We start from the raw sequence: 25,120 nt of genomic DNA, 5'->3' as shown, positions 1-25,120 counted from the left end.
CGGATCACTCCGCCGCCTGCTCTTCGGTGGCCTCGGGCGTAGCCTCTGCGGCCGGGGCGGCCGCGGCTTCGGCAGCGGCGGCAGCCTTCGCGGCCTTCTCGGCGGCGCGGTCCTTGGCCTTTTTGCCCGGCTCGGCCTTCTTGAGGTTGGCGCGCTGCTTCTTCTCGACGATGCCGGCCGCTTCCAGCATGCGGCTGATGCGGTCGGTCGGCTGCGCGCCTTCGCCCAGCCAGTATTTCACCCGCTCGACATCCATCTTCACGCGGTCTTCGCTGTCCTTGGCCAGAAGCGGGTTGTAGGTGCCCAGCTTCTCGATGAAGCGGCCGTCGCGCGGCATGCGCGAATCGGCGGCGACGATCGAGTAATGCGGGCGCTTCTTCGAGCCGCCGCGGGCCAGTCGGATCTTCATTGCCATTGTCGTGTCTCCTTCGGATGGCGTTGCAAGGGCGGGCATGACCCGCCGATTTCAGGTCTGGTTCTGGTGTCTCTGGTGGTGCCGGATCACTTCCTGGATGACGAAACCCAGGAACTTCTTGGCGAATTCGGGGTCGAGGTCGGCCTCCTTGGCCAACCATTCAAGCCGTTCGATCTGCTGCGCCTCGCGCGCCTTGTCGCTGGGCGGCAATCCGTGTTCGGCCTTGAGCCGCCCGACGGCCTGCGTGTGCTTGAAGCGCTCGGCCAGCGTATAGACAAGGATCGCGTCCAGCCGGTCGATCGAGGCGCGATGGCCAGCCAGAAGCTCGGCCGCGCGGGCGGCATGATCTGTCATCGGGCGATCCCTTCTGCACGGTGGCGGAAGACGATGGTGTGTCCGTCGTCGTTGGGGCCGGTCAGCGGTGCCTCGGGGTCGAGGACGCCGCCGATGCGACGGGCCAGAGCCTGCGACCGCGCGTTCGCGGGATCGACGTAGCTGACGAAGCCGCGAAGGCCCAGCGTCGTGAAGGCCCAGTCACGCACCGCACGCGCGGCTTCCGTGGCATAGCCCTTGCCCTCGGCCTCGGCGGTGACCTGCCAGCCTTCCTCGAGTTCGGCGTCGCCCCAGTCGTGGTTGATGCCGACGAAGCCCAGCACCTCGCCGGACTCGCGCCGCTCGACCGTGAAGTAGCCGACGCCGCGCAGGAGCCAGCCCGCCACCATCCTGCAGAAGTCGCTCCAGCCCTCTTCGGGCGTGAAGGGACCGCCAAGATAGACTGCGCGCGCACTTGTCCAGCTTTCCTCCAGCGCCGGCCAGTCCTCGACCCGCGGGGCGCGCAGGCGCAGCCGCTCGGTCTCGATGACGGGAACGGCCCGCGCCAGCGCACCCCGAAGCGTCGCCGCCTCGGGCACCGGCCGAAGCCAAGGCGCGTCTGCCGGCGTCGGCGCCGCCATATGAGATTGGGCCCCCGTCACTTCTTCTTCCCGAAGCCCGACAGGCCTGGCGGCAGCTGCATCCCGCCGCCCATGCCGGGAAATCCCTTGGGCAGTGCGCCGACCTGCTTGCGCGCGGCCTCGATCTCGGCCTCGCTCGGTGCGTCGCCCTTGCCGCCGAAGAGGCCGCCAAGGTTCTTCAGCATGCCCTTCTTGCCCATCTGGCCCATCTTCTTCATCGCGTCCGCCATCTGACGGTGCATCTTCAGAAGCTTGTTGAGTTCCGACACCTCAAGGCCGGCGCCGGCCGCGATGCGCTTCTTGCGGCTGGCTTGAAGAAGTTGCGGATTGGCGCGCTCTTTCTTCGTCATCGAGTTGATCAGCGCGATCTGCCGGCGCAGGACGGTGTCGTCGAGGCCGGCCGCATCCATCTGGCCCTTGTACTTCGACATCCCCGGCATCATCCCCATGATGCCTTCCATGCCACCCATCTTGAGCATCTGCTCAAGCTGCCCCCTGAGGTCGTTCATGTTGAACTGACCCTTCTGGAAGCGCTTCATCATACGCTCGGCCTGTTCGGCCTCGAGCACTTCCTGCGCCTTCTCGACCAGGGCCACGATGTCGCCCATGCCAAGGATCCGGCCCGCGATCTGCTGTGGGCGGAATTCCTCGAGCGCGTCCATCTTCTCGCCAAGGCCGACGAACTTGATGGGCTTGCCGGTGACGGCGCGCATCGACAGGGCCGCGCCGCCGCGCCCGTCGCCGTCCATCCGCGTCAGGATCACGCCCGAGATGCCGATGCGGTCGTCGAAGTTCTGCGCGGTGTTGACCGCGTCCTGCCCGGTCAGGCCGTCGACGACCAGAAGCGTCTCGCGCGGCCGGGCCACGTCGCGCACCGCCTCGACCTCGGCCATCAGGGTTTCGTCGATCGACAGCCGGCCGGCGGTGTCGAGCATGTAGACGTCGTAGCCGCCCAGCGTCGCCTGCTGTTTGGCGCGCTTCGCGATCTGCACCGGCGTCTCGCCCTTCACGATGGGCAGGGTATCGACGCCGATCTGCGTCCCAAGGATCTGAAGCTGCTCCATCGCCGCCGGGCGGTTCACGTCGAGCGAGGCCATCAGAACCCGCTTGCCGTTCTTCTCTTTCAGCCGCTTGGCCAGCTTCGCGGTGGTCGTCGTCTTGCCGCCGCCCTGGAGGCCGACCATCAGGATCGGCGCGGGCGGGTTGTCGACCTTCAGTTCGCCCGGATCGTCGTCATCCCCGGCCAGGACATGAACCAGTTCGTCATGGACGATCTTGACGACCTGCTGGCCCGGCGTGACCGATTTCGTCACCGCCTGCCCGGTCGCCTTGGCCTGCACGGCCGCGACGAAGTCGCGCGCCACGGGCAGCGACACGTCGGCCTCCAGAAGCGCCACCCGCACCTCGCGCAGGGCGGTCCTGACATCGTCGTCCGACAGCGCGCCCTGCTTGGTCAGCCGGTCGAAGACGCCAGAGAGGCGTTCTGACAGGTTCTCGAACATCTCGCGCGCTCCTTCCGCGGTTGGCGATCTGGCCCCCAAGATAGGCGGGGACCGCTCAAAGCCCAAACGCCCCCACGGGCGAAACTCGCTGGTGGGGGGCGATCCCCGCTTGGGCGGGGACCGGAAGACTGGACGCTTCCGGCTGACCGGCGCGCAATAGGCCCGACACGCCCGCGAGTCAAGCGCGAGGCGAAATCCCCATTGCCGAGACGCCGCCGCGTGCTAGCCTTCGCGCTTCGGGAGGCACGTCCGGGACCGGATACGATGACAGACGGCGCGATCTACGTGGCCACGGGCCAGGATTACCTCGATCTTGCGCGGGCATCGGCTGCAACGCTGAGGCACCACAACCCGGGCCTGCCGGTCGATGTCTTCACCGATTGCCCCGACGCACCCGGCCTTGAGGTCTTCGACGCCGTCCATACCGTTGCGCGCGTCCATCCCCGCGCCAAGATCGACTGCATGCCGCTGTCGCGGTTCGATCGCACGCTTTACCTGGATTGCGACACGCTGATCCTGGCGCCGTTCGGCGATCTCTTCGACCTGATGCAGCGGTTCGACCTTGCGCTGGCCCATGACATGCGCCGGGCGTCGGATCTTGTGCAGGAAGGCCATGCCGAGCGGACGCCCTATGCCTTTCCGCAGCTCAACTCGGGCGTCGTGCTTTACCGGAACTCGCCCGCCATGGCGCGGTTCTTCGCCGACTGGGCCGCACGATACCGCGCCGCCGGCGCGACCCGCGACCAGGTCGCGCTGAAGGACCTGCTCTGGGCCTCGGACCTGCGGTTCTATGTCCTGCCGACCGAATTCAACCTGCGCCGTGTCACGCTGCTTGACGCGTGGGAGCCGCTCGACGCGCGCCCGACGATCCTGCATTCGCACCGGTTGCTCGACCACCTGCGCAGACTTGGCGTGCCGCGCGTGCGCAGCCTGGGCGAGGTGGTGACACTTGAACGCGCGGCGCTTGCTGCCGAGTGGGCCACCCTCGGCCTTGACGAAGACGGCCGGCGCGACACCGAACGGCTCTTGGCCCTTCTGGGAATGCCCCCGGTCCGCGAGACACGGCCCGCAAGGCTGCGGAAGGCCGCGGTCTGACCCAGTCACGACCATGCATACGTGCAAGTCGGGCGGTCGATTTCACGGAAGATGTGCGAAAATGTGATGCTCCGACACGGGGCCGCGCCTTGCAATCCGGTACGCCGCATCGCAGAACGCCCCCGCAGGACAAGAGGCGCTTCACGATGTCGATCAGCACCTGGGACGAAATCCGGACAGCCTATCACGTGGCCCGCCAGGGCACGGTCAGCGGTGCCGCCGAGGTGCTGGGCGTCCACCACGCCACCGTGATCCGCCATATCGACGCGCTGGAAGAGCAGCTTGGCGTGAAACTGTTCCAGCGCCACGCCCGGGGCTATACCGCGACCGAGGCGGGCAAGGACCTTCTGCAGGTCGCACAGGCGACGGACGACCAGTTCTCGCAACTGGTCAGCCGGATCAAGGGGCAAGGCGAAAGCGTCACGGGCGATCTTGTGGTGACCTCGCTTGGGTCGCTCTCGCCGCTGGTCACGCCCACGCTGGTGTCGTTCCAGCAGGATCACCCCGGCCTGCGCGTGCGCTACCTGACCGACGACCGCGTCTTCCGCCTGGAATACGGCGAGGCGCACGTGGCGATCCGCGCCGGCCAGGCCCCGGAACAGCCCGACAACGTCGTTCAACCCTTCGGCCGCATCGAGGTCGCGCTTTATGCAAGCCAGGGCTACGTCCGACGCAAGGGCTGCCCGAAGAACGACGGCGACTTTGCCGGCCACGAATTCGTGGCCCACGACAACGATACCTCGCGCGCACCGTTCAACGCCTGGCTGCGCGCGCATGTTCCGGCCGCTGCCATGGTCTATCGCGCCTCGCAGACCGAGACGATCCGCGACGCGGTGCTTGCCGGCGCCGGCATCGGCTTTCTGTCGACATGGGAGGCCGAGCGTCTTGACGGGCTGACCATGGTCGTCCCGCCGCGTGAGGAATGGATCGCACGCCTCTGGCTGGTGACCCATGTCGATCTGCACCGTACGCCGAAGGTTCAGACGTTCCTCAAGCATCTGAAGGCCAGCGCCAGGGATTGGAACATCGGCGTCTGAGGCCGGGTCAGCCCCGTTCGAAATAGCGCAACGTGGCCGGAATCGCCTTGAACTCGCGCGACTTGCCGTCGGGGCGGAATTGAAGGGGCTTCGTCAGCCAGTCGATGAAGCGCAGCCGGCGCACCAGCGTGCGCGTCCGCTCCCATATGCCCTGCTCGTCCGCGGTCCGGTAGGCGTCGCGGGCGGCGTCAAGATCGCCCGTCGGCCCGCCCGCTTCGGCAATCGCGCTGAAGACGAAGGTCGCCAAATCGCGGGCGTGGCCGCTTGGCGTGTTGAGCTTGTCGCTGAAGCGCTCGAAGTCGATGAAGGTGATGCGCCCGTCCTTCCAGCAGATATCCTTCAGACGCGGATGCCCGTGCGAGATCCGGCGGGCATGCAGTCCGGCCAGACCCTGGGCCGCGGCCACGAAGGCCGCGCGACGTTCGCCGTCTGCGCCAAGATCGTCACGCACCATGGTCTGAAGCGAGACGCCGCTATCGGGCGTCATGAAGAAATCGGGCCCCTCGGCAAGGATCGGCGGCACAGGCACATCAAGCCCGGCAAGGCGATGCAGGGCCGCGCGCTCGCGTTCGAAGGCCGAGGCGCCCGCGCCTTTCTGAAGCCGCATCCGCAGCGACAGTCGTTCTTCGCGCTTGACCCAGACCACCTGGCCCTGATGCTCAAGACGCTCGATCCGGTCCGTGGTCTGTGCGACACGGGCAATCAGGTCCGGATCGGTATCGGCAGCAGCGGTCATGTCCTGAACCTAGGGGCTGCCGGCAGGCGTGAAAAGATATCGAAACGCAGCGTGGGTGATTGCCACGACCGCGTGACCTTGCGGCCCGGTAGCGGCTCACCGGCAGCTTTCCGCCGAAAGTTCACCGGTTGACCGAGGTCAATGCGTAGTCGTTCCTATATGTAAGAAACTCATCAATGGTTCACGGGGCTTGCGGGACGACAGCAGGCCCTGTTCCGCATTTGACAAGGAGCACACAATGTTCAGACAAGCATCGCTTGCCATCCTTCTTTCCACTGCCGCCGGCGCAGCCTTCGCGGCGGGGCCGACACCCGTTCCGGCCGAAGAGGTTGTCATCGTCGCGCCGGCACCGGTGGCTGCGGCTTGGGAAGGCGGCTACATCGGTGGCCAGCTTGGCTATGCCTACGGCGACTTCAGCCTCGACATCAACGACTTCGACGAAAACAACGTCATCGGCGGCCTTACCGCCGGCTATCTCTGGAGCCTGGGGAGCGGCTGGTATCTGGGGCCCGAGTTCCAATACGACTGGACCGACCTGACGGTGACCGACCCCGACACCGGCGAATCCGCAAGCCTTGACCAGATGGCGCGGCTGAAGCTGATCCTTGGCTACGAGGTGGGCAACGGCCTGCTCTTCGGCAGCGCGGGCTTTGCCTATACCAGCGTCGACGGGGTGTCCGATTTCATCGACGGAAGCTCGGACGGCTATTCGCTTGGCCTGGGCTACGACTGGCGGATGAGCGACGCGTGGACGCTCGGCGGTGAATACATCTACAACTCCTTCGACGGCATCGGATCGTCGGGCGGCGACGTGGACGTGAACGCCGTCTACCTTCGCGCGATGTACCGGTTCTGACGATCCGCTCAGCACAACGGCGCGGCCCGGCTTGATCAGCTGGGGCCGCGTCGATCTTCGTCAGGCGGGGTCCTCGTCCCCGCCATCGTGAAGCTCGGCCGCAAGAAACCGCTCGAAAGCGTCAAGGTGCACAGGCTCGAACTGTCCGAAGCCCTGCATCCAGACGCTTGCGCCCCGCAGTGCGTCGGGTTCGAGCTTGCACCACTTCACCCGCCCGCGTTTCTCCTGGCTGATCAGACCAGCCTCTGCCAGAACGGCCAGATGCTTCGAGATCGCGGCCAACGACATCTCGAACGGCTCGGCCACGTCGGTCACCGCCATATCGTCTTCAAGCAGCATGGTCAGGATCGCGCGTCGGGTCGGGTCCGACAGCGCGGCGAAAACGACGTCTAGGGTGGATGTACGCGTCACGACCCCGCCCTAGCGGCGCGGGTGCCTGCCCGTCAATCCCGGTCGGCGCCGCAAATTCAACTTCCGGGTTGAATATGCCGAAACCGCGCGATTGACGATCCCGAAGCCCGGAACGGAAGGACCGATGCGAGGTGGCGGTAGATAGAGTTCCTCTATTTCAATGCGTTAATGACCGACGACAGCAATCGCCGGCCCCATTGACTCGCCCCCCCTCGCTGCCTAGACATCCCGCGACTGTCCAATGGGGTTTTTCTCATGGCTGACGATCACGATGCGGACCGCCTGAAGGCGCTGGAGCAGCGGATCGCGAAAGCCAAGGGAGGCGACGCGCCCAAACCCCATACGGAGGAACACTATTCGCAGGCGCAACTGGCGTGGCGGATGGTGATCGAACTGGTTGCCGGTCTTCTGATCGGCTTCGGCATCGGGTTGGGGCTGGACACGCTCTTCGGAACGCAGCCCATTTTCCTGATGCTGTTCACATTGCTGGGCTTCGCCGCCGGGGTGCTGACCATGGTCCGCTCGGCGCGCGAGATCCAGGAGAAACGACTGGCCGACGAGGCCGCGAAGAAGAAGGGCTAGGACGTGGCGGACGAAGCGCACAGCGGTGGCGGGCTCGAGTTTCACCCGATGGACCAGTTCATCGTGAAGCCGCTTTTCGGCGGCGACGCAATTCACTGGTACACGCCCACCAATGCCACCCTCTGGATGGCGCTGGCCGTCGCCGCGATCGCGGCGCTGTTCCTGCTTGGCACCCGTGGCCGCGCCATCGTCCCGAACCGCGCCCAGTCCGTCACCGAACTGGTCTATGGCTTCGTTCACAAGATGGTCGAGGACGTGGCCGGCAAGGACGCGCTGAAGTTCTTTCCCTACATCTTCACGCTGTTCCTCTTCATCCTGTTCTCGAACTACCTCGCGCTGATCCCGACAAGCTTCAGCCCGACATCGCACATTGCGGTCACGGCGGTCATGGCGCTTGCGGTGTTCGCAACGGTGGTCGTGGTGGGCTTTGTCAAGAATGGCGCCTCGTTCCTCAGCCTCTTCTGGGTCTCGTCCGCGCCGCTCGGCCTGCGGCCGATCCTGGCCGTGATCGAACTGATCTCGTTCTTCGTGCGCCCGCTCAGCCATTCGGTCCGACTTGCCGGCGCGATCATGGCGGGCCACGCGGTGATGAAGGTCTTCGCCGCCTTCGCCGGCGCCGCGCTGATCGCACCGATCGCCATCGGCGGCATGGTCGCGATCTACGCGCTCGAGTTCCTGGTCGCCGCGATCCAGGCCTACGTCTTCACCATCCTGACCTGCGTCTATCTCAAGGATGCGCTGCATCCGCATCACTGACGGTCAGGCGAACCCAATTCTGCCAATTCCAACGTAAGGAGAAACACGACATGGAAGGCGATATCGCAAGCATGGGTCAATTCATCGGTGCCGGCCTCGCCGCCATCGGTTCGGGCGCGGCCGCCATCGGTGTGGGCCACGTCGCCGGCAACTTCCTTGCCGGCGCCCTGCGCAACCCGTCGGCCGCCGCCGGCCAGACCGCGACGCTCTTCATCGGCATCGCCTTCGCGGAAGCCCTGGGGATCTTCGCGTTCCTAGTCGCGCTTCTGCTGATGTTCGCGGTCTAAGACGTCCTTCGATCCTTACGGCCGGACGTCCGCCCCGCGGGCGTCCGGTGTCAGGCCTTGAAGCGCGCGCGAGGACAGCACGATGGCAACCGAAACCCACGGGGCCGAAGAAGCGGCAGGCGGACTTCCGCAGCTCGACTTCTCGACCTTTTCCAACCAGATCTTCTGGCTGGTGGTCACGCTTGTCGTGATCTACCTGATCCTGACGCGCGTCGCGCTGCCGCGCATCTCTGCGGTTCTGGCCGAGCGTCAGGGAACGATCACCAACGACATCGCCGCGGCCGAGGAGCTCAAGCTGCGCGCGCAAGAGGCGGAAGCGGCCTATGAAAAGGCGCTGGCCGACGCACGCAGTGAGGCGCAGAAGATCGCCGCCGAGGCCCGGGCCGAAATCCAGGCCGACCTTGACGTTGCCCTGGCGAAGGCAGACGCCGAGATCGCGGCGCGCGCCAGCGAATCCGAAGCCCGGATCGCGGAAATCCGCGACGGCGCGATGGACGCCGTCAAGGAAGTCGCCCGCGATACCGCCAAGGAAATCGTCGCGGCGCTTGGCGGCAAGGCCGACGCTCGCACCGTCACCGCAGCCGTGAACGCCCGGATCAAGGAGTGAGACGGATGAACAGGCTTCTCCTTTCCGCCGTCCTCGTGGCCGCAGCACTTCCGGCGTCGGCGGCGACGAAGAACATCTTCTCGGCCGAGTTCTACAAGCTCACGAACACGGACTTCATCGTCACCATCGCGTTCCTGATCTTCATGGGCGTGCTGTGGTACTTCAAGGTTCCGGGAATGATCGCGGGCCTGCTCGACAAGCGCGCCGTCCAGATCCGCTCGGACCTCGACGAAGCCCGCGCCCTTCGGGACGAGGCGCAGTCGCTTCTCGCCAGCTACGAGCGCAAGCAGCGCGAAGTGGCCGAACAGTCCGCGCGCATCGTCGCTCAGGCGCGGGAAGAAGCGCAGCTTGCCGCCGACGAGGCTAAGCGCGACCTCGAGAAGTCGGTCGCCCGCCGTCTGCAGGCCGCCGAGGAAAAGATCGCCTCGGCCGAGGCCTCGGCCATTCGCGGCGTGCGTGATCAGGCGGTGCAGGTGGCCATCGCGGCCGCCGGCGACGTGCTGGCCAAGCAGATGACCAAGGAAAGCGCGGCCGGGCTGATCGACGACGCGATCAAGACCGTCGAAGCCCGCCTGCACTGATCGGGCCCCGCGCTCCAGAGATCGGCCCGCCCCTCGTGGCGGGCCTTTTTCATTCGGGCGACCCAAGCCTCTCCATCGACCTGGAAGTATCCCGGGGGTCCGGGGGCAGAGCCCCCGGCTTGCACCGGACCGCGACTCGGCGGACACTTCCGGCATGTCGGACTATCCCTTTGACCTCGGCGCGCATGGCCGCCCCGTCACCACCGCCGTGGCCAAGGCGCAGGCCTGGTTCGACCGGGGCCTCGTCTGGACCTACGGGTTCCACCACGCCGAAGCCATCGCCTGCTTCAGGCGCGCGCTGGAGGCCGACCCGGACTGTGCCATGGCCTGGTGGGGTATCGCTTACGCGACCGGCCCCAACTACAACCTGACGTGGGATCTGATGGATGGCCCCACCCGGGCCGCCGTCCTGTCCGAGGCGCACGCGGCCACAGCGGCCGGGCTGCGCGCCGCTGGTGCCAGCGCAGAAGAGCGCGCCCTGCTTGAAGCGCTCTCCGCGCGCTATCCGCAGGCCGACCCGATCGACGACATGTCGTGCTGGAACGATGCCTATGCCGACGCCATGCGGGCGGTGCATGCCGCCTACCCCGAGGATCTCGACATCGCCGCGCTTTTCGTCGAGGCGCTGATGGACCGCACGCCCTGGCGGATGTGGGACCTGACCACCGGCGGCCCCGCCCCGGGAGCCGATACGGCCGAGGCGCGCGCGGTCCTCGAAACCGCCTTTCGGCGCACGCCGGCGGCCTGGGATCATCCCGGGCTTCTGCACCTCTACGTCCACCTGATGGAGATGTCGCCCGTCCCGGAAAAGGCGCTGCGGCATGCGGACAGGCTGCGGACGCTGGTGCCGGATGCCGGGCACCTGGTTCACATGGCCAGTCATATCGACATTCTGGTGGGCGCCTATTCGGACGTCCTGCGGTCAAACCATGCCGCCATCGCCGCAGACCGGAAGTGGTACGACCGCGAAGGCGGGATGGACTTCTACACCGCCTACCGCCAGCACGACTATCACTTCGCGATCTACGGGGCGATGTTCCTTGGCCAATACGCGCCCGCGCTGGCCGCTGCAGACGAAATGATCGCCACCACGCCCGAGGCGCTACTGCGCATGCCCTCGCCGCCCATGGCCGATTACATGGAAAGCTATCTGGCCATGCGCCCGCATGTCTTCATCCGCTTCGGCAAGTGGCACGAGCTGATCGCCGAGCCCTTGCCGCATGACGCGGAGCTTTACGCCAATCTCACGGCGACACTGCATTACGCCAAGGGCGTGGCCTGCGCGGCGCTGGGCCGCATCGCCGAGGCCGAGGCGCACCAACGGGACTTTCACGCCGCTTGGGCGCGCGTCCCCGAGACCCGGCTTCTGCACAACAACCGCTGCGTCGACCTGCTGGGGATCGCGGCTGAAATGCTTGCGGGCGAGATCGCCTATCGCAAGGGCGACCACGATGTGGCCTTCGATCACCTCAGGCGCTCGGTCACGCTGGACGACGGACTGCCCTATGACGAACCCTGGGGCTGGATGCAGCCTGCGCGCCACGCGCTTGGCGCGCTTCTTCTGGAACAGGGCCGGCTCGACGAGGCCGAAGCCGTCTACCGCGAAGATCTGGGCCTTGGCGGCCACCTTCCCCGGTCCTCGATCCATCCCGACAACGTCTGGAGCCTGAAGGGCCTTCACGACTGTCTGTCCCGACAGGGCCGCGTTGCCGAAGCCGCCGCACTCCGGCCCCGGCTCGACATCGCGCTGGCGCGCGCGGACGTGTCCGTGGGCGCGTCGTGCTTCTGCGCCCGGGCTGCCGCGCACCAGGCCTAGGGCCAGCGTCAGGCGCCCGGTCGCGTCGCCTGCTGGATCTCGATCTGATAGCCTTCGGGGTCCTCGAAGACGAAGGCGCGGATGCCAAGCGCGTGGTTCTCGAACCGTGGCGAAAGGTTCGGCAGTCCCCGCTCGAAGGCATAGGCATACCAGGCATCGACATCCGACACCCGAAGGCACAGTTGCACCGGTTTGGGATCGGCGGCGCGGTGCATCCCCCGCGCCTCGTCCACAAGGCCGACATGCGCGCCATCACACAGGCGATAGATCTTCGACCAGCCCTGGTCGATGGCCAGGGTCAGCCCAAGCACCTCCTCGTAGAAGGCGGCCGCCGTCGGCAAATCGCGGTAGTAGAGGAAGGTGATGGCCAGTTCGGTGCGCATCTTCGGGGGTGGCATGGTCACTCCTCCATAACGGTTCGGACCTCGGGCGCGGGGGCGCATGCGGTCCGGCATCCGATCGCGGTCCGTGGCAGCCAGCGCCCGTCTCCGGGCCGCGCACGGCAGTGCCCGCCCTCGGCGATCACCCGCCCGCGCTGGATCACGATATCGGGCCAGCCCGTCACGGTCGTACCCGCCCAGGGGTTGTAGCCCACGTTGTCGTCCAGATCGTCGGCGCCATAGGTGGACTGACGCTCGGGGTCCCAAAGCACGAGGTCGGCGTCCGCCCCCACCGCGATCCGACCCTTGGTTTCCAGACCATAGACCCGGGCCGGCGCCGTGGCCGTCACCCTCGCGAAGGCCTCAAGCCCGCCCCGACCCGCGCTGACCATGGCGTCGAACAGAAGCGGCAACCGCGTCTGCAAGCCGGGCAATCCGTTCGCGATCTGGTCGAATCGCGGCGACGGTCCCGCCGCCAGCCTTCCCGTCGCATCGAACCGGTAGGGCGCGTGGTCCGACGAGACAAGATCAAGCGTCCCGTCCGAAAGACCGTCCCAAAGAGCCGTGCAATCGGCCGCCTCGCGCTGCGGCGGCGAGCACATCCACTTCGCGCCCTCGACACCGGGCTGCTTCAGCACCTCGGCGGTGCTCAGAAGATAGTGCGGACAGGTCTCGGCCCAGACCGGCACGCCGCGCGCCCTCGCGGCACGGATGGCCGCCAGCGCCTCGGCCGTCGAGATATGGAACAGCATCACCGGCTGGGCCAGGAACTCGGCGAAGCGGATCATCCGTTCGACCGCCTCGACCTCGGCCAGACGCGGGTGCGACAGCGCGTGGTGCTCGGGCCGGATCAGGCCGGACGCCAGCAGCGCGTCCTTCATCCAGCCGATCATCGCGTCGTTCTCGGCATGGACACAGACCAGCGCACCCGCACGCCTCGCCAGCGCAAGAATGTCCAGGATCTGCCGGTCCGACAGACGGATGGCGTAGGTCGTGAAGACCTTGACCGACCGGTGCCCCGCGCCGATCGCGCGGATCAGGTCCACGGCGAAGTCGGGAACGCCGGGGTCGGTCGCGGTGATATGGAAGGCGTGATCGATCATCGCCCCGCGTCGGGCGCGCGCGGCATAGTCCGACAGCGTCCGGGACAGCGCCTCGCCCTTGGCCTGGGCCGCGAAGGAAATCACCGTGGTCGTCCCGCCCAGAAGCGCCGCGCGTGTCGCCGTCTCGAACGTGTCGGCGTTCATCAGGCCCATCCCCGACATCTGCTCGATGTGGCAATGGGGATCGACCCCGCCCGGCAGAAGCGGCCGCCCGCCGGCGTCGATCTCGTGCGTCCCCCGGCCGCCGACCGCCCCGATCGCGGCGATCGTCTCGTTCCGCACGCCCAGATCGCCCGCCTGCACCCCGTCTTCGGTGACGATCAGCGCGTCGCGCAGGACAAGGTCGAAAGCATCGGGCATGCCCGGCAGTTCACCTGCCCGCGACGGCCCGCGCAAGCCCCTTCTTCTCTTGCCGAAATACTCCGGGGGACGGCGGCGTGCCGCCGGGGGGCAGCGCCCCCACCTAGCGCGACTGCTCGTGCTCGAACCGCTTGCGGGCGACGGCCTCGTTCCGGTCGGCCCTGACCTGCAGGCGCTGGGCCGCCTCGACGAAGTCGAGATGCGCCTCGACCGCCGCCCGTGCGGCCACCGGATCGCGCGCCTGCAAGGCGGCGTTGATGGCCCGGTGCTGGTCAAGCAGCGTGTCGCGCGTCGTGCGCTGGCGGAACATCACCTGCCGGTTGACGACGACGCCCTTCTTGAGAAGCTCGAACATCGACCGCATCATGTGCAGCATGACCACGTTGTGACTTGCCTCGACGATGGCCATGTGGAACTGCGCGTCCAGCGCAGCCTCCTCGGCGGCACTGCGGCGGGCATGGGCGGCTTCCATCTTGGTGAAGATCGCGTCCACCACCCTGAGGTCGGTGTCCGATCCGGCCCGGGCCGCGCGTTCGATGGCAAGCCCCTCGATGTCGCGGCGGAACGCGATGACGTCGAACAGGGCTTCTTCGTGGCTGGCGAACAGCGATGTCAGCGCCGGCGAGAACTGTGCGCCAAGCTCGTCCGACACGAAAATCCCAGCCCCGGGCCGGGCCGTCAGAAGACCCTTCCGCTGCAACGCGGACACGGCTTCGCGCAGCGACGGGCGCGAGACGCCCATGCGCTCGCTCAACTCCCGTTCCGAGGGCAAGCGCTCGCCCGGCTGCAGGATACCGCGCAGGATCAGAAGCTCGATCTGGCGCACCACGGCGTCGGCAAGCTTGCCCTGCTCGACCTTCTCGAACGGCATGAACCCCTCCTCATCGGTAAACACATATGACCAATCCGGGCCCTCGGCAATTCGCTTGACGCAGGCCTCGGGCCGCCGTGATCGCTCACCGCGTGCAGGCCCGGTTTCCCGGAGCCTGCCTTCCCTGAGGTGTGATGCCGCCGGACGCCCGGCCTTGCGGCCGGGCGCGGCGATCAGCTTAGCGGCGTGATGGTGATGTCGACCCGGCGGTTCAGCGCGCGACCTTCTTCGGTCAGGTTCGACGCGATCGGCTGGTTCTCGCCCGCGCCGACCGTGCGCACCCGCGCCGCGTTCACGCCGCTGGCACGCAGGATCGCGGCAACCGACTCGGCCCGTCGCTCGGACAGGGTCTGGTTGTAGCCCGCCGACCCGGTCGAATCGGTGTGGCCCGTGACCGTGACAATGCTGTTGGGATAGCGGTTGAGGCTGCCCGCAAGCACCCGAAGGTCGCTTTCGAGCGCGGGCGTGACCGTGAAGCCGCTGACCGGGAACAGGATATCCTGCGGCATCCGCACGATCAGCTCCGACCCGGTGTTGATCACATCGATCGACCCGTTGGCGAAGCTGTTGTCAAGCTCGGCCTTCTGACGGGCCAGGTCCTGCCCGATCAGCGCGCCCGCACCCGCGCCCAGCGCCGCGCCGACGATGGCGCCCTGGCTGCGGTTGTCGCCGTCCGACAGGGCGGTTCCGATCAGCGCGCCTGTCACCGCGCCCACGGCTGCGCCGGCACCGGCGCTCGGGTTCGAATTGGCCAGTTGCGCGTCGGTACAGGCGGTCAGCGCCGCAAGGCCCACGACGGCGGCAAGGATCGGTTTCGTCTTTTTCATGCTCGTTACCCCTTGATGATGCATGGCATCTCCAACGCCGATATACCGCGTTTGATCAGACGGAAACAGGCGCAAATCATCGGGATTCGGCAAATCCCCGCCCATCAGGCGGTTTCGGCCGCCTCCCAGGCCAGCATCGCGCGCTTGACCGGCAGCCCCCAGTGATAGCCGCCAAGCCCGCCCGACTTGCGCAGCGCCCGGTGGCAGGGAATGAGCCAGCTGACCGGATTGCGCCCGACCGCCGTTCCCACGGCCCGCACAGCCTGCGGGTGCCCGATGGCCTGTGCGATGTCAGAATAGGTCGTGACATGACCGGTCGGGATCTGAAGAAGGGCCTCCCAGACCTTTATCTGGAAGGGTGCGCCGATCAGGAAAAGGGGGGCCTTCCCCGCGCCTGCCACCTTCGGAAAGGCCTGCCCGGCCAGGGGCCCAATCGTCGCCGGGTCCTCGACGAAGGTGGCCTTCGGCCAGCGCGCCCTCATGTCGGCCATGGTGGCGTCGGCCCCCGTTTCGGCGGCGAAGCCGATTCCGCAGATGCCCCGATCCGTGCCCATCAGAAGGGCTGGGCCAAACGGACTGTCGACCCAGGCCCACCGGATCGTCAGCCCGGCTCCGGCGCGCGCATAGTCGCCGGGGCTCATCGCTTCCCAGCGCAGAAAGAGGTCGTGTAGACGGCCCGACCCCGACAGCCCGACGGCATCGGCGGTCTCGAGCGTGGTGTGGCGCTCGGCCAGAAGTCGTCTGGCGTGCTCGAGCGTCAGCCACTGCTGGAACCGCTTGGGGCTGACGCCAGCCCAGCGGCTGAAGATGCGTTGGAAATGCGCGGGGCTCAGGTTCATCTCGGCGGCCAGATCCTCAAGCCGCAACTCGCGCCCGTCTTCGGCATCGATCCGGTCGATCGCGCGGCGCATCAGCTTGTAGTAATAGCTGTCCTCGGGCGTGGTCATCGTCGTCATGGCATCCATCCTCATGCCACAGAGATAGTCGCGCCGCTTACGACCCGCGACCCGAATCCTGCGGCAAAGCACGGCTTGCCCACGCCCGGGCCAGCGGCCATAACGCCTCGCATGGTCGCACAGCTTCCCTACGCCACGATGAAAGAGGTCTTCCTGCGCTTCCAGGCCGCCGAGCCGGCGCCGAGGGGAGAGCTCGAGCATGTGAACGCCTTCACCCTTCTGGTCGCGGTGGCCCTGTCGGCGCAGGCCACGGATGCGGGCGTCAACAAGGCGACGCGGGCCTTGTTCAAGATCGCCGACACGCCCCAGAAGATGCTGGATCTGGGCGAAGAGCGGCTGGTCGAGCACATCAGGACGATCGGCCTCTTCCGCAACAAGGCGAAGAACGTGATGAAGCTCTCGCGCCTTCTGGTCGACGCGTACGGCGGCGAGGTGCCGTCGTCGCGCGCCGCGCTGCAAGGGCTTCCCGGCGTGGGGCGCAAGACCGCGAACGTGGTTCTGAACATGTGGTTCCACTACCCCGCGCAGGCCGTCGACACGCATATCTTCCGGGTAGGCAACCGCACCGGGATCGCGCCGGGAAAGGACGTGATCGCCGTCGAGCGCGCGATCGAGGACAACGTGCCGGTCGAATTCCAGCAACACGCCCATCACTGGCTGATCCTGCATGGCCGCTACACCTGCGTGGCGCGAAAGCCGAAATGCGGCGCCTGCCTGATCCGCGATCTCTGCTCCTACGAGGACAAGACCCCATGAAGACCTACCAGGTTGTCGGCATAGGCAATGCCATCGTCGACGTGCTGACCCAGTGCGACGACAGCTTTCTCGACCTGATGGGGATCGAGAAGGGGATCATGCAGCTTGTCGAACGCAACCGGGGCGAGATGCTCTATGGCGCCATGAGGTCGCCCGTGCAGCAGCCCGGCGGCTCGGTCGCCAACACGCTTGCCGGCCTTGGCAACCTTGGGCTGTCGACCGCGTTCATCGGACGGGTCCACGACGATGCGCTCGGGCGCTTCTATGCGCGCGAGATGATCGCGGGCGGCACCGATTTCCCGAACCCGCCGGTCGCGGGGGGCGAGCTACCCAGTTCGCGCTCGATGATCTTCGTGTCGCCGGACGGCGAGCGGTCGATGAACACCTACCTCGGCATCTCGGCCGAGCTTGGCCCCGAGGACGTCAGCGACGACGTCGCCGGGCGGGCCGAGATCCTGTTTCTCGAAGGCTATCTTTATGACAAGGACAAGGGGAAGGCCGCCTTCGAACGCGCCGCGAAACTCTGCCGCGAAGCCGGCGGGCAGGCCGGCATCACGCTGTCCGACCCGTTCTGCGTCGACCGCCACCGCGGCGACTTCCGCCGGCTTGTGAAAGACCTCGACTTCGTCATCGGCAACGAGGCCGAATGGCAGTCGCTCTACGAGACCGACGACCTTGGTGCCGCGCTTGAAACCGCCGCGGGGGAAGGCCGCCTGATCGTGTGCACCCGGTCAGGCGCGGACGTGGTGATCGTGCGCGGAGACGAGGAAGCGGTGGTGCCCGTGCGCCGCGTCGTCCCGGTCGACGCGACCGGGGCGGGCGACCAGTTCGCCGCGGGCTTTCTCTATGGCATCGCCACGGGTCAAAGCCTCGAGATCTGCGGTCGGATGGGCGTCGTCGCCGCAGCCGAGGTGATCAGCCACTTCGGCGCCCGACCCGAAACCGATCTGAAGGCGCTTTTCCGGAAGGACGGGCTGATCTGACGCGCGGGCGCTGCGCCCGTGCGACGTCGACCGCGACATGTCCCACGCGTCCGGGGGCAAGGCGCTTCGCCTCAGTCCGCCAGCTTCTTGTGAACCTCGTCGAGGTCGATCTCGCCCGTGGGCATCTTGTTCGACGGATCCCAGGGGTCATAGCGGAACAGCTCGAAGTCGCGCTTGTAGATCTCGTAGGTCAGGTGCATGGCGAGGTCGTCGAAGAACGCCTCGACCGGATGCGCCCGCTTCGGCCCGTGGCCCGAGGATTCGTTGAAACGCGGCACCTTGGCCAGATCGACGGTCACAGGCGTCGTCACGCTGTCGAGGACGACCTTCATCCCCTCGTCGAACCGCTCGGTGAAGAAGATGTGGTCATAGCGCCCACCGCCCGCGATCAGCGTCGCGACATGCCCCGACATGGGCGACCAGTGGATGTCCGGGTCCATCGGCTTGCGGAAGCGGATGGTGTCGCGCGCAAACAGAAGAAAGCGCCGGAACGCCTTGATCTGATCGAAGTCGCCCTCGACCTCGATCCCGTATTTCAGCGCCATCTGCGGCACGAGGTTGCCCCGATAGCGCTGCCCGTTGCGCTGGATGCCGCAGATCTTGTCGAAGAAGGACGACAGGATCCGCGTGTAGGGATTGCGCACGCAGGTGAAGGTGTAGGACCCATGCCCGCGGACGTTCGCCTCGATCAGGGGCTGGCTGCGCTCCTGCGCCCATTTGTGAAGCCCCTCCGTGGCGTCATGGATATCGCCATCGAAGTAGCGACCGTGATCGGAATGGAACATGATCTGCCCAATGGTCGAGCAGGCGCATTTCGGCACCACGCGATAGACCATGCTCTCGCTCTCGGTCATCCAGGTGCCGGGAAAACCCATTCTCTCTCCCAAGTCGGGCGCCGGTCTGGCGGGGCAGGCAGGCACACGCATACGCTATGAAGGAAACAAGCAAAAAACGACTGTTTCTTCAACGACCGTTCACGGGTAACAGGTAGGCCACCCCGGACAGCCTGACGAGCCCCCGCATCTTCACATGGCCAGGATCGCCTTCCTTCTTCTCTGCCATCGGGATCCCGCCGGGGTGCTGCAACTGGTCGCCGACCTGACCGCCCCCGGCGATCTTGTGGCGATTCACTATGACGCCCGGGCGCCGAAGGCCGAGTTCCAGATCCTTGCCGATGCGCTGAAGAACAACCCCAGCGTCACTTTCGCCCGTCGTCGGATCCGCTGCGGCTGGGGAGAGTGGAGCCTGGTCGAAGCTACACTTCAGGCGCTGTCGGCCGCGCGCGACGCCTTCCCGGAAGCCACGCATTTCTACCTGATCTCAGGCGACTGCCGGCCGATCAAGTCGGCCGAGCATGTTCACGCCGCGCTTGACCGCGACGACGCGGACCGCATCGAAAGCGTCGACTTCCACACCTCGGGCTGGATCAAGACGGGCTTTCAGGAAGAACGCCTGATCTACCGGCACATCTTCAACGAGCGACGGCACAAGCGGCTCTATTATGCCTCGATCGCAGCGCAGAAGGCGCTTGGCCTGCGCCGCCGTCCGCCGCCGGGTCTGCAGATCCGGATCGGCAGCCAGTGGTGGTGCCTGCGCCGCGCCACGGTCGACGCGATCCTCGATTTCTGCCAGCGCCGGCCCGAGGTGATCCGCTTCTTCCGCCGCACATGGATCCCTGACGAAATCTTCTTCCAGACCCTTGTGCACCACCTGGTGCCGCGCGACGAGATCCGCCTGCGGCCACCCACCTTCCTGATGTTCTCGGATTACGGGATGCCGGTGACCTTCTACAACGACCACGGCGACCTGCTTCTGGGACAGGAAGAGTTCTTCGCCCGCAAGATCTCGCCCGGGGCGACTGCCCTGAAGGAACGGCTTGGGCGGCTCTATTCCGAGACGGGGCACGTCTTCCCGCCTGCCACCGACGCCCGACGGCTTTACGATTTCGTGACGCGGCAAGGTCGGATCGGTCGCCGGCACGGCCGACGCTTCTGGGAAAGCGACACCAGCGTGGGGGCCGGGCGCGAACTTCTGATCGTCGTGTGCAAGAAATGGCATGTTGCCCGCCGCTTTGCCGACGACGTCAGCTTCGTCTCGAATGTCGCGATGCTCGACTACATCTTCGACGAGGAAGATGTCGCCCTGCCCGACCTTGGGGGAATCGGCATGACGATCGGCAAACGGACGCGGCACCGCCGCGCATTCCTGCGTCTGCTCTTCGAGCATTTCGCCACAGACCGCCTTCTGATCTGCCTCGATCCGGCGAACATCGACCTTTTGCGCGATGTTCATGCCGACCGCAACGCCACGCGGACGCTCGCGATCGAGTGCGACCTGTCCGACCATTACCTGATCGGGCACGCGCTGCGGATCGGGCTTGTCAGCCAGGACACGCCACCCGCGACCGTCCGGCAGCTGTTGCCGACCCTGCGCAATACCGTGCATGCCGAAGTCGACGCCATCCGCGATTGTGGGTTGGCCGGGGTCTTCAGGATCCGCGAACGGGCATCGCCTGAAGAAAACGCCAGGGCCATTGAGGGGTTCCTCGGGATTCCCGCCGAAAGCGCCCTGCGCATCGCCAGCCACCCCACCCTGTTTGCAGATTGAGGAGAGAGATGCCCTATTCCTATGACCCCCAGAACATCTTCGCGAAGATCCTTCGTGGAGAGATCCCGAACGACACCGTTCTTGAAACCGCGTACACGTTGGCCTTTCGCGACATCCGCCCGCAGGCGCCTCAGCATGTGCTGGTGATCCCGAAAGGCCCCTATGTGACGCACGACCACTTCTGTGCCAAGGCGTCGGAGGCCGAGATCGTCGACTTCGCGCGCACCTTTGGCCGGGTCTGCGAATTGCTGGGGGTCTGTCCGGGCGAGGGCGGCAACGGCTTTCGCACGATCGCCAACGCCGGCGCGGACGCCGTGCAGGAGGTTCCGCACTTCCACATGCACATCCTTGCGGGCCGGCCTCTTGGCCCGATGCTGATGCGCGCTGGATAGACGGTGGATTGGGGGCTCTGCCCCCGGCTTCGCCTCCCCCGGGATACTTTCGGGTCGATGGAGGGACTTTAGGGGTTTCTTAACGGCGACGGCGGCATGCTGATCCCGCGGTACAGGCGGGGACGCCGATGACCGCGGTCGGTGGAGGCGGGTTCGAAAGAACCGTCCTTGCCCTGGGGGGCGGTTCCAGCGGACCGCCCCCGTTTCCATCGACTTGGAAGTATCCCGGGGGTGGCCCCGCAAGGCGGGGCCGGGGGCAGAGCCCCCAGCACCCCTCGGTTTGGACTTGCTTCGCCGCTTGCCCCGCCCTATACGGCGCGGGTTCGCGGCTGAATCGGCCGGCGGACCCGTCTGGCGTTGTCCGGCCGCATGCTTCTGCGGCCATTCCGGGGCAAGCGGGCGGAACAAGCGAACGACGACCTGAACCTCCGGCGGGCGCCCCTTTCACGGGATTGGGGCGGACCCAGGCGAAGACGCGGAGCTCTGAGGCGGACGAAACCTCTCCGGGAAAACCGGAGGCAGATAGGAGTTGGTCAGATGGATCTGATCGCGCAACTGGAAGCCGAGCAGGTGGCCGCGCTCGGCAAGGATATCCCGGACTTCAAGCCCGGCGACACCATCCGCGTCGGCTACAAGGTGACGGAAGGCACGCGGTCGCGCGTGCAGATGTACGAAGGTGTCTGCATCAGCCGCAAGAACGGCAAGGGCATCGCCGGATCCTTCACCGTCCGCAAGATTTCCTTTGGCGAGGGCGTCGAGCGCGTCTTTCCGCTTCACTCGACCAACATCGACTCGATCACCGTGGTGCGCCGCGGCCGGGTCCGCCGGGCGAAGCTTTATTACCTCCGTTCGCGTCGCGGCAAGTCGGCGCGCATCGCCGAGGACACCACCTACAAGGCCCAGTCGGGCGCTGGCGCGTAAGGGGGATCACGCAATGAAAAAAGACATTCATCCCGACTACCACCTGATCGACGTGAAGCTCACGAACGGCGAGATTCTGAAGATGAAGTCGACCTGGGGTTCGGAAGGGGACACGCTGTCGCTTGACATCGATCCCAGCGTTCACCCGGCCTGGACCGGCGGTGGCACGCGCCTGATGGATACCGGCGGCCGCGTGTCGAAGTTCAAGAAGAAATACGAAGGCCTCGGCTTCTGATCAGCCTCGCCTTGAAGATTTGGAAACGCCGCCCACTCGAGGCGGCGTTTTCATTTCGTGATCGTGGCCCCCGGGCAAGGACCTGAAGCCCCGCTCTCAGCCCGGCCCCTGCGTCCGTGCAGCGGCTTGGCGCATGACCCGAGAGGCCTTGCAGAAAGCGCATCAATGCCGGAACCGAGGCGCCGTCGGACTGGGCAACCCATCGTGGCGATCGTGATGCGGAGCGCGAACAGTTCGGCGCGAATGTCCCGGCGATCCTTGCCATTCCCGTTGCCCTCGGGGGTCTGATCACCAGGGGATCGTCGGCATCTTCCCAGGCCCGGTCAGTGTTGCCGTGTGTTGCCAGCTGGTCCTCGGCGGGCTTGAGGACAAGGCGAACGGCGAGGCGGGCCGAAGGCCTGCCGGATGCAAAAGGCCCCGCGCCACGCGCGGGGCCTTTGCCATCAGGGTCGATGGCTCAGTGGACGACCGCGTCCCCGGGGCGCGGACGGTTCGAGGACAACACACGCTCGCCCACGATCAGGCCATCGGGTCCGGCCGTGACCTGGATGGTGGCGCCTTCGGCGACCTCGCCGGCCAGGATCATCTCGGCCAGCGGATCCTGCAGGCTGCGCTGGATGACGCGCTTCAGGGGCCGGGCGCCATAGACCGGATCATAGCCCTCGTCGGCCAGCCACAGGCGCGCGCCCTCGTCTAGGTCGAGCGTGATCTTCCGCTGAGCCAGACGCTTTTCAAGACGCCCAAGCTGGATTGCGACGATACCATCCATGTCGGACCGCGTCAGCCGGTCGAAGACGATCATGTCGTCGAGGCGGTTCAGGAACTCGGGCCTGAAATGGGCCCGCACCGCTTCCATGACATCGCGCTTGGCCTCGGCCGCATCCGCCCCGTCGGGAAGCCGGCTCAGCGCCTGCGACCCAAGGTTCGAGGTCAGAACGATCAGGGTCTGCTTGAAATCGACCCGATGTCCCTGGCCGTCGGTCAGCACCCCGTCGTCAAGCACCTGCAAAAGCACGTTGAAGACTTCGGGGTGAGCCTTCTCGACTTCGTCGAACAGCACGACCTGATAGGGCCGGCGCCGCACCGCCTCGGTCAGCACACCGCCCTCGTCATAGCCGACATAGCCCGGAGGCGCGCCGATCAGGCGGGCGACCGAATGCTTCTCCATGAACTCGGACATGTCGATGCGCACCATCGCGCTGTCGTCGTCGAACAGGTATTCGGCCAGCGCCTTGGTCAGCTCGGTCTTGCCGACGCCCGTGGGCCCGAGGAACAGGAACGACCCCAGCGGCCGGTTCTCGTCCTGAAGGCCGGCGCGTGCCCGGCGAACCGCGTTCGACACGGCGGTCACGGCCTGTCGTTGCCCGATCACGCGCTTGCCCAGCTCCTCTTCCATCTTGAGAAGCTTCTCACGCTCGCCCTCGAGCATCTTCGAGGTCGGGATGCCGGTCCAGCGTTCCACCACCTGGGCGATCTGCTCGGGGAAGACGGCCTCTTCGACCATCACGTCCTCGTCCTGTTCTTCGGACTGGGCCAGTTGCCGCTCAAGCTGCGGGATCACGCCGTAGGACAGCTCGCCCGCCTTCGCGAGGTCACCCGCGCGCTTGGCCACATCAAGATCCGCCCGCGCCCGGTCAAGCTTTTCCTTGATGTCGCGCGCGGATTCGAGGCGGTCACGCTCGGTCTGCCACTTGGCCGTCATCTCGGCCGAGCGCTGCTGGAGGTCGGAAAGCTCCTTCTCGAGCTTTTCAAGACGGTCCTTCGACGCCTTGTCGTCTTCCTTCTTCAGCGCCTCGGCCTCGATCTGCATCTGCAGGATCTGCCGGTCCAAGGCGTCAAGCTCTTCGGGTTTGGAGTCGACTTCCATCCGAAGGCGGCTTGCCGCCTCGTCCATAAGGTCGATCGCCTTGTCGGGCAGGAACCGGTCGGTGATGTAGCGATGGCTGAGCGTCGCCGCGGCGACGAGCGCCGAGTCCGAGATGCGCACACCGTGGTGCAGTTCGTACTTCTCCTTGATGCCGCGCAGGATCGAGATCGTGTCCTCGACCGTCGGCTCTTCGACCAGGACGGGCTGGAAACGCCGCGCAAGGGCCGCGTCCTTTTCGACGTACTTGCGGTACTCGTCCAGCGTGGTCGCACCCACGCAGTGCAGTTCGCCCCGCGCAAGCGCCGGCTTGAGCAGGTTCGAGGCGTCCATCGCCCCGTCCGCCTTGCCCGCGCCGACAAGCGTGTGCATCTCGTCGATGAACAGGATGACCTCGCCGGCGGCGGCCTCGATTTCCTTGAGGATCGCCTTCAACCGTTCCTCGAATTCCCCGCGATACTTCGCGCCCGCGATGAGCGAGCCCATGTCAAGTGCCAGAAGCTTCTTGTTGCGCAGCGATTCCGGCACGTCGCCGTCCACGATGCGCAGCGCAAGCCCTTCGGCGATGGCGGTCTTGCCGACGCCGGGATCGCCGATCAGAACGGGGTTGTTCTTGGTGCGCCGGCTGAGCACCTGCATGGTGCGGCGGATTTCCTCGTCGCGGCCGATGATCGGGTCGATCTTGCCCTCGGCGGCGGCCGCGGTGAGGTCACGCGCATATTTCTTCAGCGCGTCATAGCCTTCCTCGGCCGACGCGGTGTCGGCGGTCCGGCCCTTGCGGATGTCGTTGATCGCCGAATTCAGCGCCATGGCAGTGACGGCGCCGGCATCCAGTGCCTCTTTCGCCTTCGACTGCACGACGGCAAGCGCGGTCAGGATACGCTCGACCGGGACAAAGCTGTCGCCGGCCTTGGTGGCGATCTTCTCGGCCTCGTCCAGGACCTTCGCGGTGGCCTGATCCATATAGGTCTGGCCGGCGTCGCCGGTGACCTTCGGCATCTTCGACAGCGCAAGGTCGACGGTCTCGGCCACGCGCTGGGGCGATCCGCCCGCGCGCTTGATCAGGTTGGCGGCGAGCCCCTGGTCATCGTCCAGAAGTGCTTTCAGCAGATGTTCGGGCGCAAGCCGCTGGTGGCTTTCCCGCATCGCGATGGTCTGTGCGGCTTGCAGGAACCCGCGCGACCGTTCGGTGAACTTCTCCAAGTTCATCACGTCTCTCCTTCCGTAAGCG

The 25,120-nt window shown here is 66.4% G+C and carries 28 protein-coding genes; 15 read left to right on the top strand and 13 right to left on the bottom strand.

The annotated features are described in order from the left end of the window. Positions 1-4: 4 nt before the first annotated feature. Genes rpsP through ffh form a run of 4 tightly spaced genes read right to left on the bottom strand, consistent with a single transcriptional unit; the run spans position 5 to position 2,870 of the window. Positions 5-415, bottom strand: a complete 411-nt coding sequence (gene rpsP / locus ACRDNQ_RS09355; protein ID WP_431828382.1) for a 30S ribosomal protein S16 — start codon at positions 413-415, stop codon at positions 5-7. A gap of 51 nt (positions 416-466) precedes the next feature. Next, positions 467-769 carry a chorismate mutase gene (locus ACRDNQ_RS09350; RefSeq protein WP_431828381.1) on the bottom strand — a complete coding sequence of 101 codons (303 nt, stop codon included), beginning with the start codon at positions 767-769 and terminating at the stop codon, positions 467-469. Beyond that, complete coding sequence (locus ACRDNQ_RS09345) at positions 766-1,368, bottom strand: GNAT family N-acetyltransferase (protein WP_431828380.1); 603 nt, start codon at positions 1,366-1,368, stop codon at positions 766-768. The genes ACRDNQ_RS09350 and ACRDNQ_RS09345 overlap by 4 nt, the downstream gene beginning before the upstream one ends. A 17-nt stretch (positions 1,369-1,385) precedes the next feature. Next, positions 1,386-2,870 carry a signal recognition particle protein gene (gene ffh, locus ACRDNQ_RS09340; protein WP_431828379.1) on the bottom strand — a complete coding sequence of 495 codons (1,485 nt, stop codon included), beginning with the start codon at positions 2,868-2,870 and terminating at the stop codon, positions 1,386-1,388. Positions 2,871-3,134: 264 nt separating this feature from the next. On the opposite strand from ffh, the gene ACRDNQ_RS09335 reads away from it, so the two are divergent. Together ACRDNQ_RS09335 and ACRDNQ_RS09330 are read left to right on the top strand one after the other, a co-directional pair. After that, a complete protein-coding gene (locus ACRDNQ_RS09335; protein WP_431828378.1) occupies positions 3,135-3,965 on the top strand; it encodes a hypothetical protein in 831 nt (276 codons plus the stop codon). A gap of 152 nt (positions 3,966-4,117) precedes the next feature. Further along, positions 4,118-5,002 carry a LysR family transcriptional regulator gene (locus ACRDNQ_RS09330; protein ID WP_431829103.1) on the top strand — a complete coding sequence of 295 codons (885 nt, stop codon included), beginning with the start codon at positions 4,118-4,120 and terminating at the stop codon, positions 5,000-5,002. 7 nt (positions 5,003-5,009) lie between these two features. On the opposite strand, the gene ACRDNQ_RS09325 is transcribed toward ACRDNQ_RS09330, so the two are convergent. After that, on the bottom strand, positions 5,010-5,738 hold the full coding sequence (locus tag ACRDNQ_RS09325) for a BUD32 family EKC/KEOPS complex subunit (protein WP_431828377.1): 729 nt from the start codon (positions 5,736-5,738) through the stop codon (positions 5,010-5,012). A 238-nt stretch (positions 5,739-5,976) separates the two neighbouring features. Between ACRDNQ_RS09325 and ACRDNQ_RS09320 the strand changes: the two genes are divergently transcribed. Next, positions 5,977-6,594 (top strand): outer membrane protein, encoded by a 618-nt coding sequence (locus ACRDNQ_RS09320; RefSeq protein WP_431828376.1) that lies wholly within the window; start codon positions 5,977-5,979, stop codon positions 6,592-6,594. Between the two features lie 60 nt (positions 6,595-6,654). Here the strand turns inward: ACRDNQ_RS09320 and ACRDNQ_RS09315 are convergent, their stop codons facing one another. Further along, positions 6,655-7,005, bottom strand: a complete 351-nt coding sequence (locus tag ACRDNQ_RS09315; RefSeq protein ID WP_431828375.1) for an ArsR/SmtB family transcription factor — start codon at positions 7,003-7,005, stop codon at positions 6,655-6,657. A gap of 255 nt (positions 7,006-7,260) precedes the next feature. Here ACRDNQ_RS09315 and ACRDNQ_RS09310 point away from each other — a divergent pair, with 255 nt between their 5' ends. From ACRDNQ_RS09310 to ACRDNQ_RS09285, 6 genes are all read left to right on the top strand, one after another. Continuing rightward, on the top strand, positions 7,261-7,587 hold the full coding sequence (locus ACRDNQ_RS09310; protein ID WP_431828374.1) for an AtpZ/AtpI family protein: 327 nt from the start codon (positions 7,261-7,263) through the stop codon (positions 7,585-7,587). Positions 7,588-7,635: 48 nt separating this feature from the next. Continuing rightward, complete coding sequence (locus ACRDNQ_RS09305; protein WP_431829102.1) at positions 7,636-8,343, top strand: F0F1 ATP synthase subunit A; 708 nt, start codon at positions 7,636-7,638, stop codon at positions 8,341-8,343. Positions 8,344-8,393: 50 nt separating this feature from the next. Next, complete coding sequence (locus ACRDNQ_RS09300) at positions 8,394-8,630, top strand: F0F1 ATP synthase subunit C (protein WP_368476381.1); 237 nt, start codon at positions 8,394-8,396, stop codon at positions 8,628-8,630. Between the two features lie 82 nt (positions 8,631-8,712). Beyond that, the gene (locus ACRDNQ_RS09295; RefSeq protein ID WP_431828373.1) at positions 8,713-9,237 is read left to right on the top strand and encodes a F0F1 ATP synthase subunit B'; all 525 of its coding nucleotides are present in this window, start codon (positions 8,713-8,715) and stop codon (positions 9,235-9,237) included. Next, positions 9,234-9,818 carry a F0F1 ATP synthase subunit B gene (locus ACRDNQ_RS09290; protein ID WP_459117291.1) on the top strand — a complete coding sequence of 195 codons (585 nt, stop codon included), beginning with the start codon at positions 9,234-9,236 and terminating at the stop codon, positions 9,816-9,818. The genes ACRDNQ_RS09295 and ACRDNQ_RS09290 overlap by 4 nt, the downstream gene beginning before the upstream one ends. 154 nt (positions 9,819-9,972) lie before the next feature. Then, on the top strand, positions 9,973-11,634 hold the full coding sequence (locus ACRDNQ_RS09285; RefSeq protein ID WP_431828371.1) for a tetratricopeptide repeat protein: 1,662 nt from the start codon (positions 9,973-9,975) through the stop codon (positions 11,632-11,634). Positions 11,635-11,642: 8 nt separating this feature from the next. Here ACRDNQ_RS09285 and ACRDNQ_RS09280 read toward each other — a convergent pair whose 3' ends face one another. The 5 genes from ACRDNQ_RS09280 to ACRDNQ_RS09260 form a co-directional block, all read right to left on the bottom strand. Beyond that, complete coding sequence (locus ACRDNQ_RS09280; protein WP_431828370.1) at positions 11,643-12,032, bottom strand: VOC family protein; 390 nt, start codon at positions 12,030-12,032, stop codon at positions 11,643-11,645. A 2-nt stretch (positions 12,033-12,034) separates the two neighbouring features. Further along, positions 12,035-13,477 (bottom strand): dihydropyrimidinase, encoded by a 1,443-nt coding sequence (gene hydA / locus ACRDNQ_RS09275; protein ID WP_431828369.1) that lies wholly within the window; start codon positions 13,475-13,477, stop codon positions 12,035-12,037. Between the two features lie 103 nt (positions 13,478-13,580). After that, entirely contained in the window at positions 13,581-14,348 is a 768-nt protein-coding gene (locus tag ACRDNQ_RS09270; protein ID WP_431828368.1) for a FadR/GntR family transcriptional regulator, read from the bottom strand. Positions 14,349-14,521: 173 nt separating this feature from the next. Continuing rightward, positions 14,522-15,175: an OmpA family protein gene (locus ACRDNQ_RS09265; RefSeq protein ID WP_431828367.1), complete on the bottom strand. Its 654-nt coding sequence runs from the start codon at positions 15,173-15,175 to the stop codon at positions 14,522-14,524. Positions 15,176-15,279: 104 nt separating this feature from the next. After that, positions 15,280-16,131, bottom strand: coding sequence for a methylated-DNA--[protein]-cysteine S-methyltransferase (locus tag ACRDNQ_RS09260; protein WP_431828366.1), 852 nt, complete (start codon positions 16,129-16,131; stop codon positions 15,280-15,282). A 111-nt stretch (positions 16,132-16,242) separates the two neighbouring features. On the opposite strand from ACRDNQ_RS09260, the gene nth reads away from it, so the two are divergent. After that, complete coding sequence (nth, locus tag ACRDNQ_RS09255) at positions 16,243-16,887, top strand: endonuclease III (protein WP_431828365.1); 645 nt, start codon at positions 16,243-16,245, stop codon at positions 16,885-16,887. Continuing rightward, positions 16,884-17,870, top strand: coding sequence for an adenosine kinase (locus ACRDNQ_RS09250; protein ID WP_431828364.1), 987 nt, complete (start codon positions 16,884-16,886; stop codon positions 17,868-17,870). Before nth ends, ACRDNQ_RS09250 begins: the two co-directional genes overlap by 4 nt. 71 nt (positions 17,871-17,941) lie before the next feature. Here ACRDNQ_RS09250 and ACRDNQ_RS09245 read toward each other — a convergent pair whose 3' ends face one another. After that, positions 17,942-18,745, bottom strand: coding sequence for a sulfotransferase family protein (locus ACRDNQ_RS09245; protein ID WP_431828363.1), 804 nt, complete (start codon positions 18,743-18,745; stop codon positions 17,942-17,944). Positions 18,746-18,899: 154 nt separating this feature from the next. On the opposite strand from ACRDNQ_RS09245, the gene ACRDNQ_RS09240 reads away from it, so the two are divergent. From ACRDNQ_RS09240 to rpmE, 4 genes are all read left to right on the top strand, one after another. Next, positions 18,900-20,477, top strand: coding sequence for a DUF5928 domain-containing protein (locus tag ACRDNQ_RS09240; protein ID WP_431828362.1), 1,578 nt, complete (start codon positions 18,900-18,902; stop codon positions 20,475-20,477). Between the two features lie 8 nt (positions 20,478-20,485). Next, entirely contained in the window at positions 20,486-20,869 is a 384-nt protein-coding gene (locus ACRDNQ_RS09235; protein WP_431828361.1) for an HIT domain-containing protein, read from the top strand. A 537-nt stretch (positions 20,870-21,406) separates the two neighbouring features. After that, entirely contained in the window at positions 21,407-21,790 is a 384-nt protein-coding gene (gene rplS, locus ACRDNQ_RS09230; protein ID WP_431828360.1) for a 50S ribosomal protein L19, read from the top strand. Between the two features lie 13 nt (positions 21,791-21,803). Beyond that, positions 21,804-22,025: a 50S ribosomal protein L31 gene (gene rpmE, locus ACRDNQ_RS09225; RefSeq protein ID WP_431828359.1), complete on the top strand. Its 222-nt coding sequence runs from the start codon at positions 21,804-21,806 to the stop codon at positions 22,023-22,025. A gap of 457 nt (positions 22,026-22,482) precedes the next feature. Here the strand turns inward: rpmE and clpB are convergent, their stop codons facing one another. Continuing rightward, complete coding sequence (gene clpB / locus ACRDNQ_RS09220; RefSeq protein WP_431828358.1) at positions 22,483-25,098, bottom strand: ATP-dependent chaperone ClpB; 2,616 nt, start codon at positions 25,096-25,098, stop codon at positions 22,483-22,485. Positions 25,099-25,120 lie beyond the last annotated feature (22 nt).

The organism is Saliniferula longa (genome assembly GCF_050789285.1).
Taxonomy (GTDB): domain Bacteria; phylum Pseudomonadota; class Alphaproteobacteria; order Rhodobacterales; family Rhodobacteraceae; genus CAVPWP01.
The sequence above is the reverse complement of the archived record's forward strand: the minus strand, read 5'-3'. Positions and strand labels throughout refer to the sequence as shown.

Excerpts from the sequence above, each read along its gene's own strand:
- rpsP (WP_431828382.1), bottom strand. The coding sequence starts at position 415 with ATGGCAATGAAGATCCGACTGGCCCGCGGCGGCTCGAAGAAGCGCCCG.
- ACRDNQ_RS09350 (WP_431828381.1), bottom strand. The coding sequence starts at position 769 with ATGACAGATCATGCCGCCCGCGCGGCCGAGCTTCTGGCTGGCCATCGC.
- ACRDNQ_RS09345 (WP_431828380.1), bottom strand. The coding sequence starts at position 1,368 with ATGGCGGCGCCGACGCCGGCAGACGCGCCTTGGCTTCGGCCGGTGCCC.
- ffh (WP_431828379.1), bottom strand. The coding sequence starts at position 2,870 with ATGTTCGAGAACCTGTCAGAACGCCTCTCTGGCGTCTTCGACCGGCTG.
- ACRDNQ_RS09335 (WP_431828378.1), top strand. The coding sequence starts at position 3,135 with ATGACAGACGGCGCGATCTACGTGGCCACGGGCCAGGATTACCTCGAT.
- ACRDNQ_RS09325 (WP_431828377.1), bottom strand. The coding sequence starts at position 5,738 with ATGACCGCTGCTGCCGATACCGATCCGGACCTGATTGCCCGTGTCGCA.
- ACRDNQ_RS09320 (WP_431828376.1), top strand. The coding sequence starts at position 5,977 with ATGTTCAGACAAGCATCGCTTGCCATCCTTCTTTCCACTGCCGCCGGC.
- ACRDNQ_RS09310 (WP_431828374.1), top strand. The coding sequence starts at position 7,261 with ATGGCTGACGATCACGATGCGGACCGCCTGAAGGCGCTGGAGCAGCGG.
- ACRDNQ_RS09305 (WP_431829102.1), top strand. The coding sequence starts at position 7,636 with ATGGACCAGTTCATCGTGAAGCCGCTTTTCGGCGGCGACGCAATTCAC.
- ACRDNQ_RS09300 (WP_368476381.1), top strand. The coding sequence starts at position 8,394 with ATGGAAGGCGATATCGCAAGCATGGGTCAATTCATCGGTGCCGGCCTC.
- ACRDNQ_RS09295 (WP_431828373.1), top strand. The coding sequence starts at position 8,713 with ATGGCAACCGAAACCCACGGGGCCGAAGAAGCGGCAGGCGGACTTCCG.
- ACRDNQ_RS09285 (WP_431828371.1), top strand. The coding sequence starts at position 9,973 with ATGTCGGACTATCCCTTTGACCTCGGCGCGCATGGCCGCCCCGTCACC.
- ACRDNQ_RS09280 (WP_431828370.1), bottom strand. The coding sequence starts at position 12,032 with ATGCCACCCCCGAAGATGCGCACCGAACTGGCCATCACCTTCCTCTAC.
- hydA (WP_431828369.1), bottom strand. The coding sequence starts at position 13,477 with ATGCCCGATGCTTTCGACCTTGTCCTGCGCGACGCGCTGATCGTCACC.
- ACRDNQ_RS09270 (WP_431828368.1), bottom strand. The coding sequence starts at position 14,348 with ATGCCGTTCGAGAAGGTCGAGCAGGGCAAGCTTGCCGACGCCGTGGTG.
- ACRDNQ_RS09265 (WP_431828367.1), bottom strand. The coding sequence starts at position 15,175 with ATGAAAAAGACGAAACCGATCCTTGCCGCCGTCGTGGGCCTTGCGGCG.
- ACRDNQ_RS09260 (WP_431828366.1), bottom strand. The coding sequence starts at position 16,131 with ATGACGACGATGACCACGCCCGAGGACAGCTATTACTACAAGCTGATG.
- nth (WP_431828365.1), top strand. The coding sequence starts at position 16,243 with ATGGTCGCACAGCTTCCCTACGCCACGATGAAAGAGGTCTTCCTGCGC.
- ACRDNQ_RS09250 (WP_431828364.1), top strand. The coding sequence starts at position 16,884 with ATGAAGACCTACCAGGTTGTCGGCATAGGCAATGCCATCGTCGACGTG.
- ACRDNQ_RS09245 (WP_431828363.1), bottom strand. The coding sequence starts at position 18,745 with ATGGGTTTTCCCGGCACCTGGATGACCGAGAGCGAGAGCATGGTCTAT.
- ACRDNQ_RS09240 (WP_431828362.1), top strand. The coding sequence starts at position 18,900 with ATGGCCAGGATCGCCTTCCTTCTTCTCTGCCATCGGGATCCCGCCGGG.
- ACRDNQ_RS09235 (WP_431828361.1), top strand. The coding sequence starts at position 20,486 with ATGCCCTATTCCTATGACCCCCAGAACATCTTCGCGAAGATCCTTCGT.
- rplS (WP_431828360.1), top strand. The coding sequence starts at position 21,407 with ATGGATCTGATCGCGCAACTGGAAGCCGAGCAGGTGGCCGCGCTCGGC.
- rpmE (WP_431828359.1), top strand. The coding sequence starts at position 21,804 with ATGAAAAAAGACATTCATCCCGACTACCACCTGATCGACGTGAAGCTC.
- clpB (WP_431828358.1), bottom strand. The coding sequence starts at position 25,098 with ATGAACTTGGAGAAGTTCACCGAACGGTCGCGCGGGTTCCTGCAAGCC.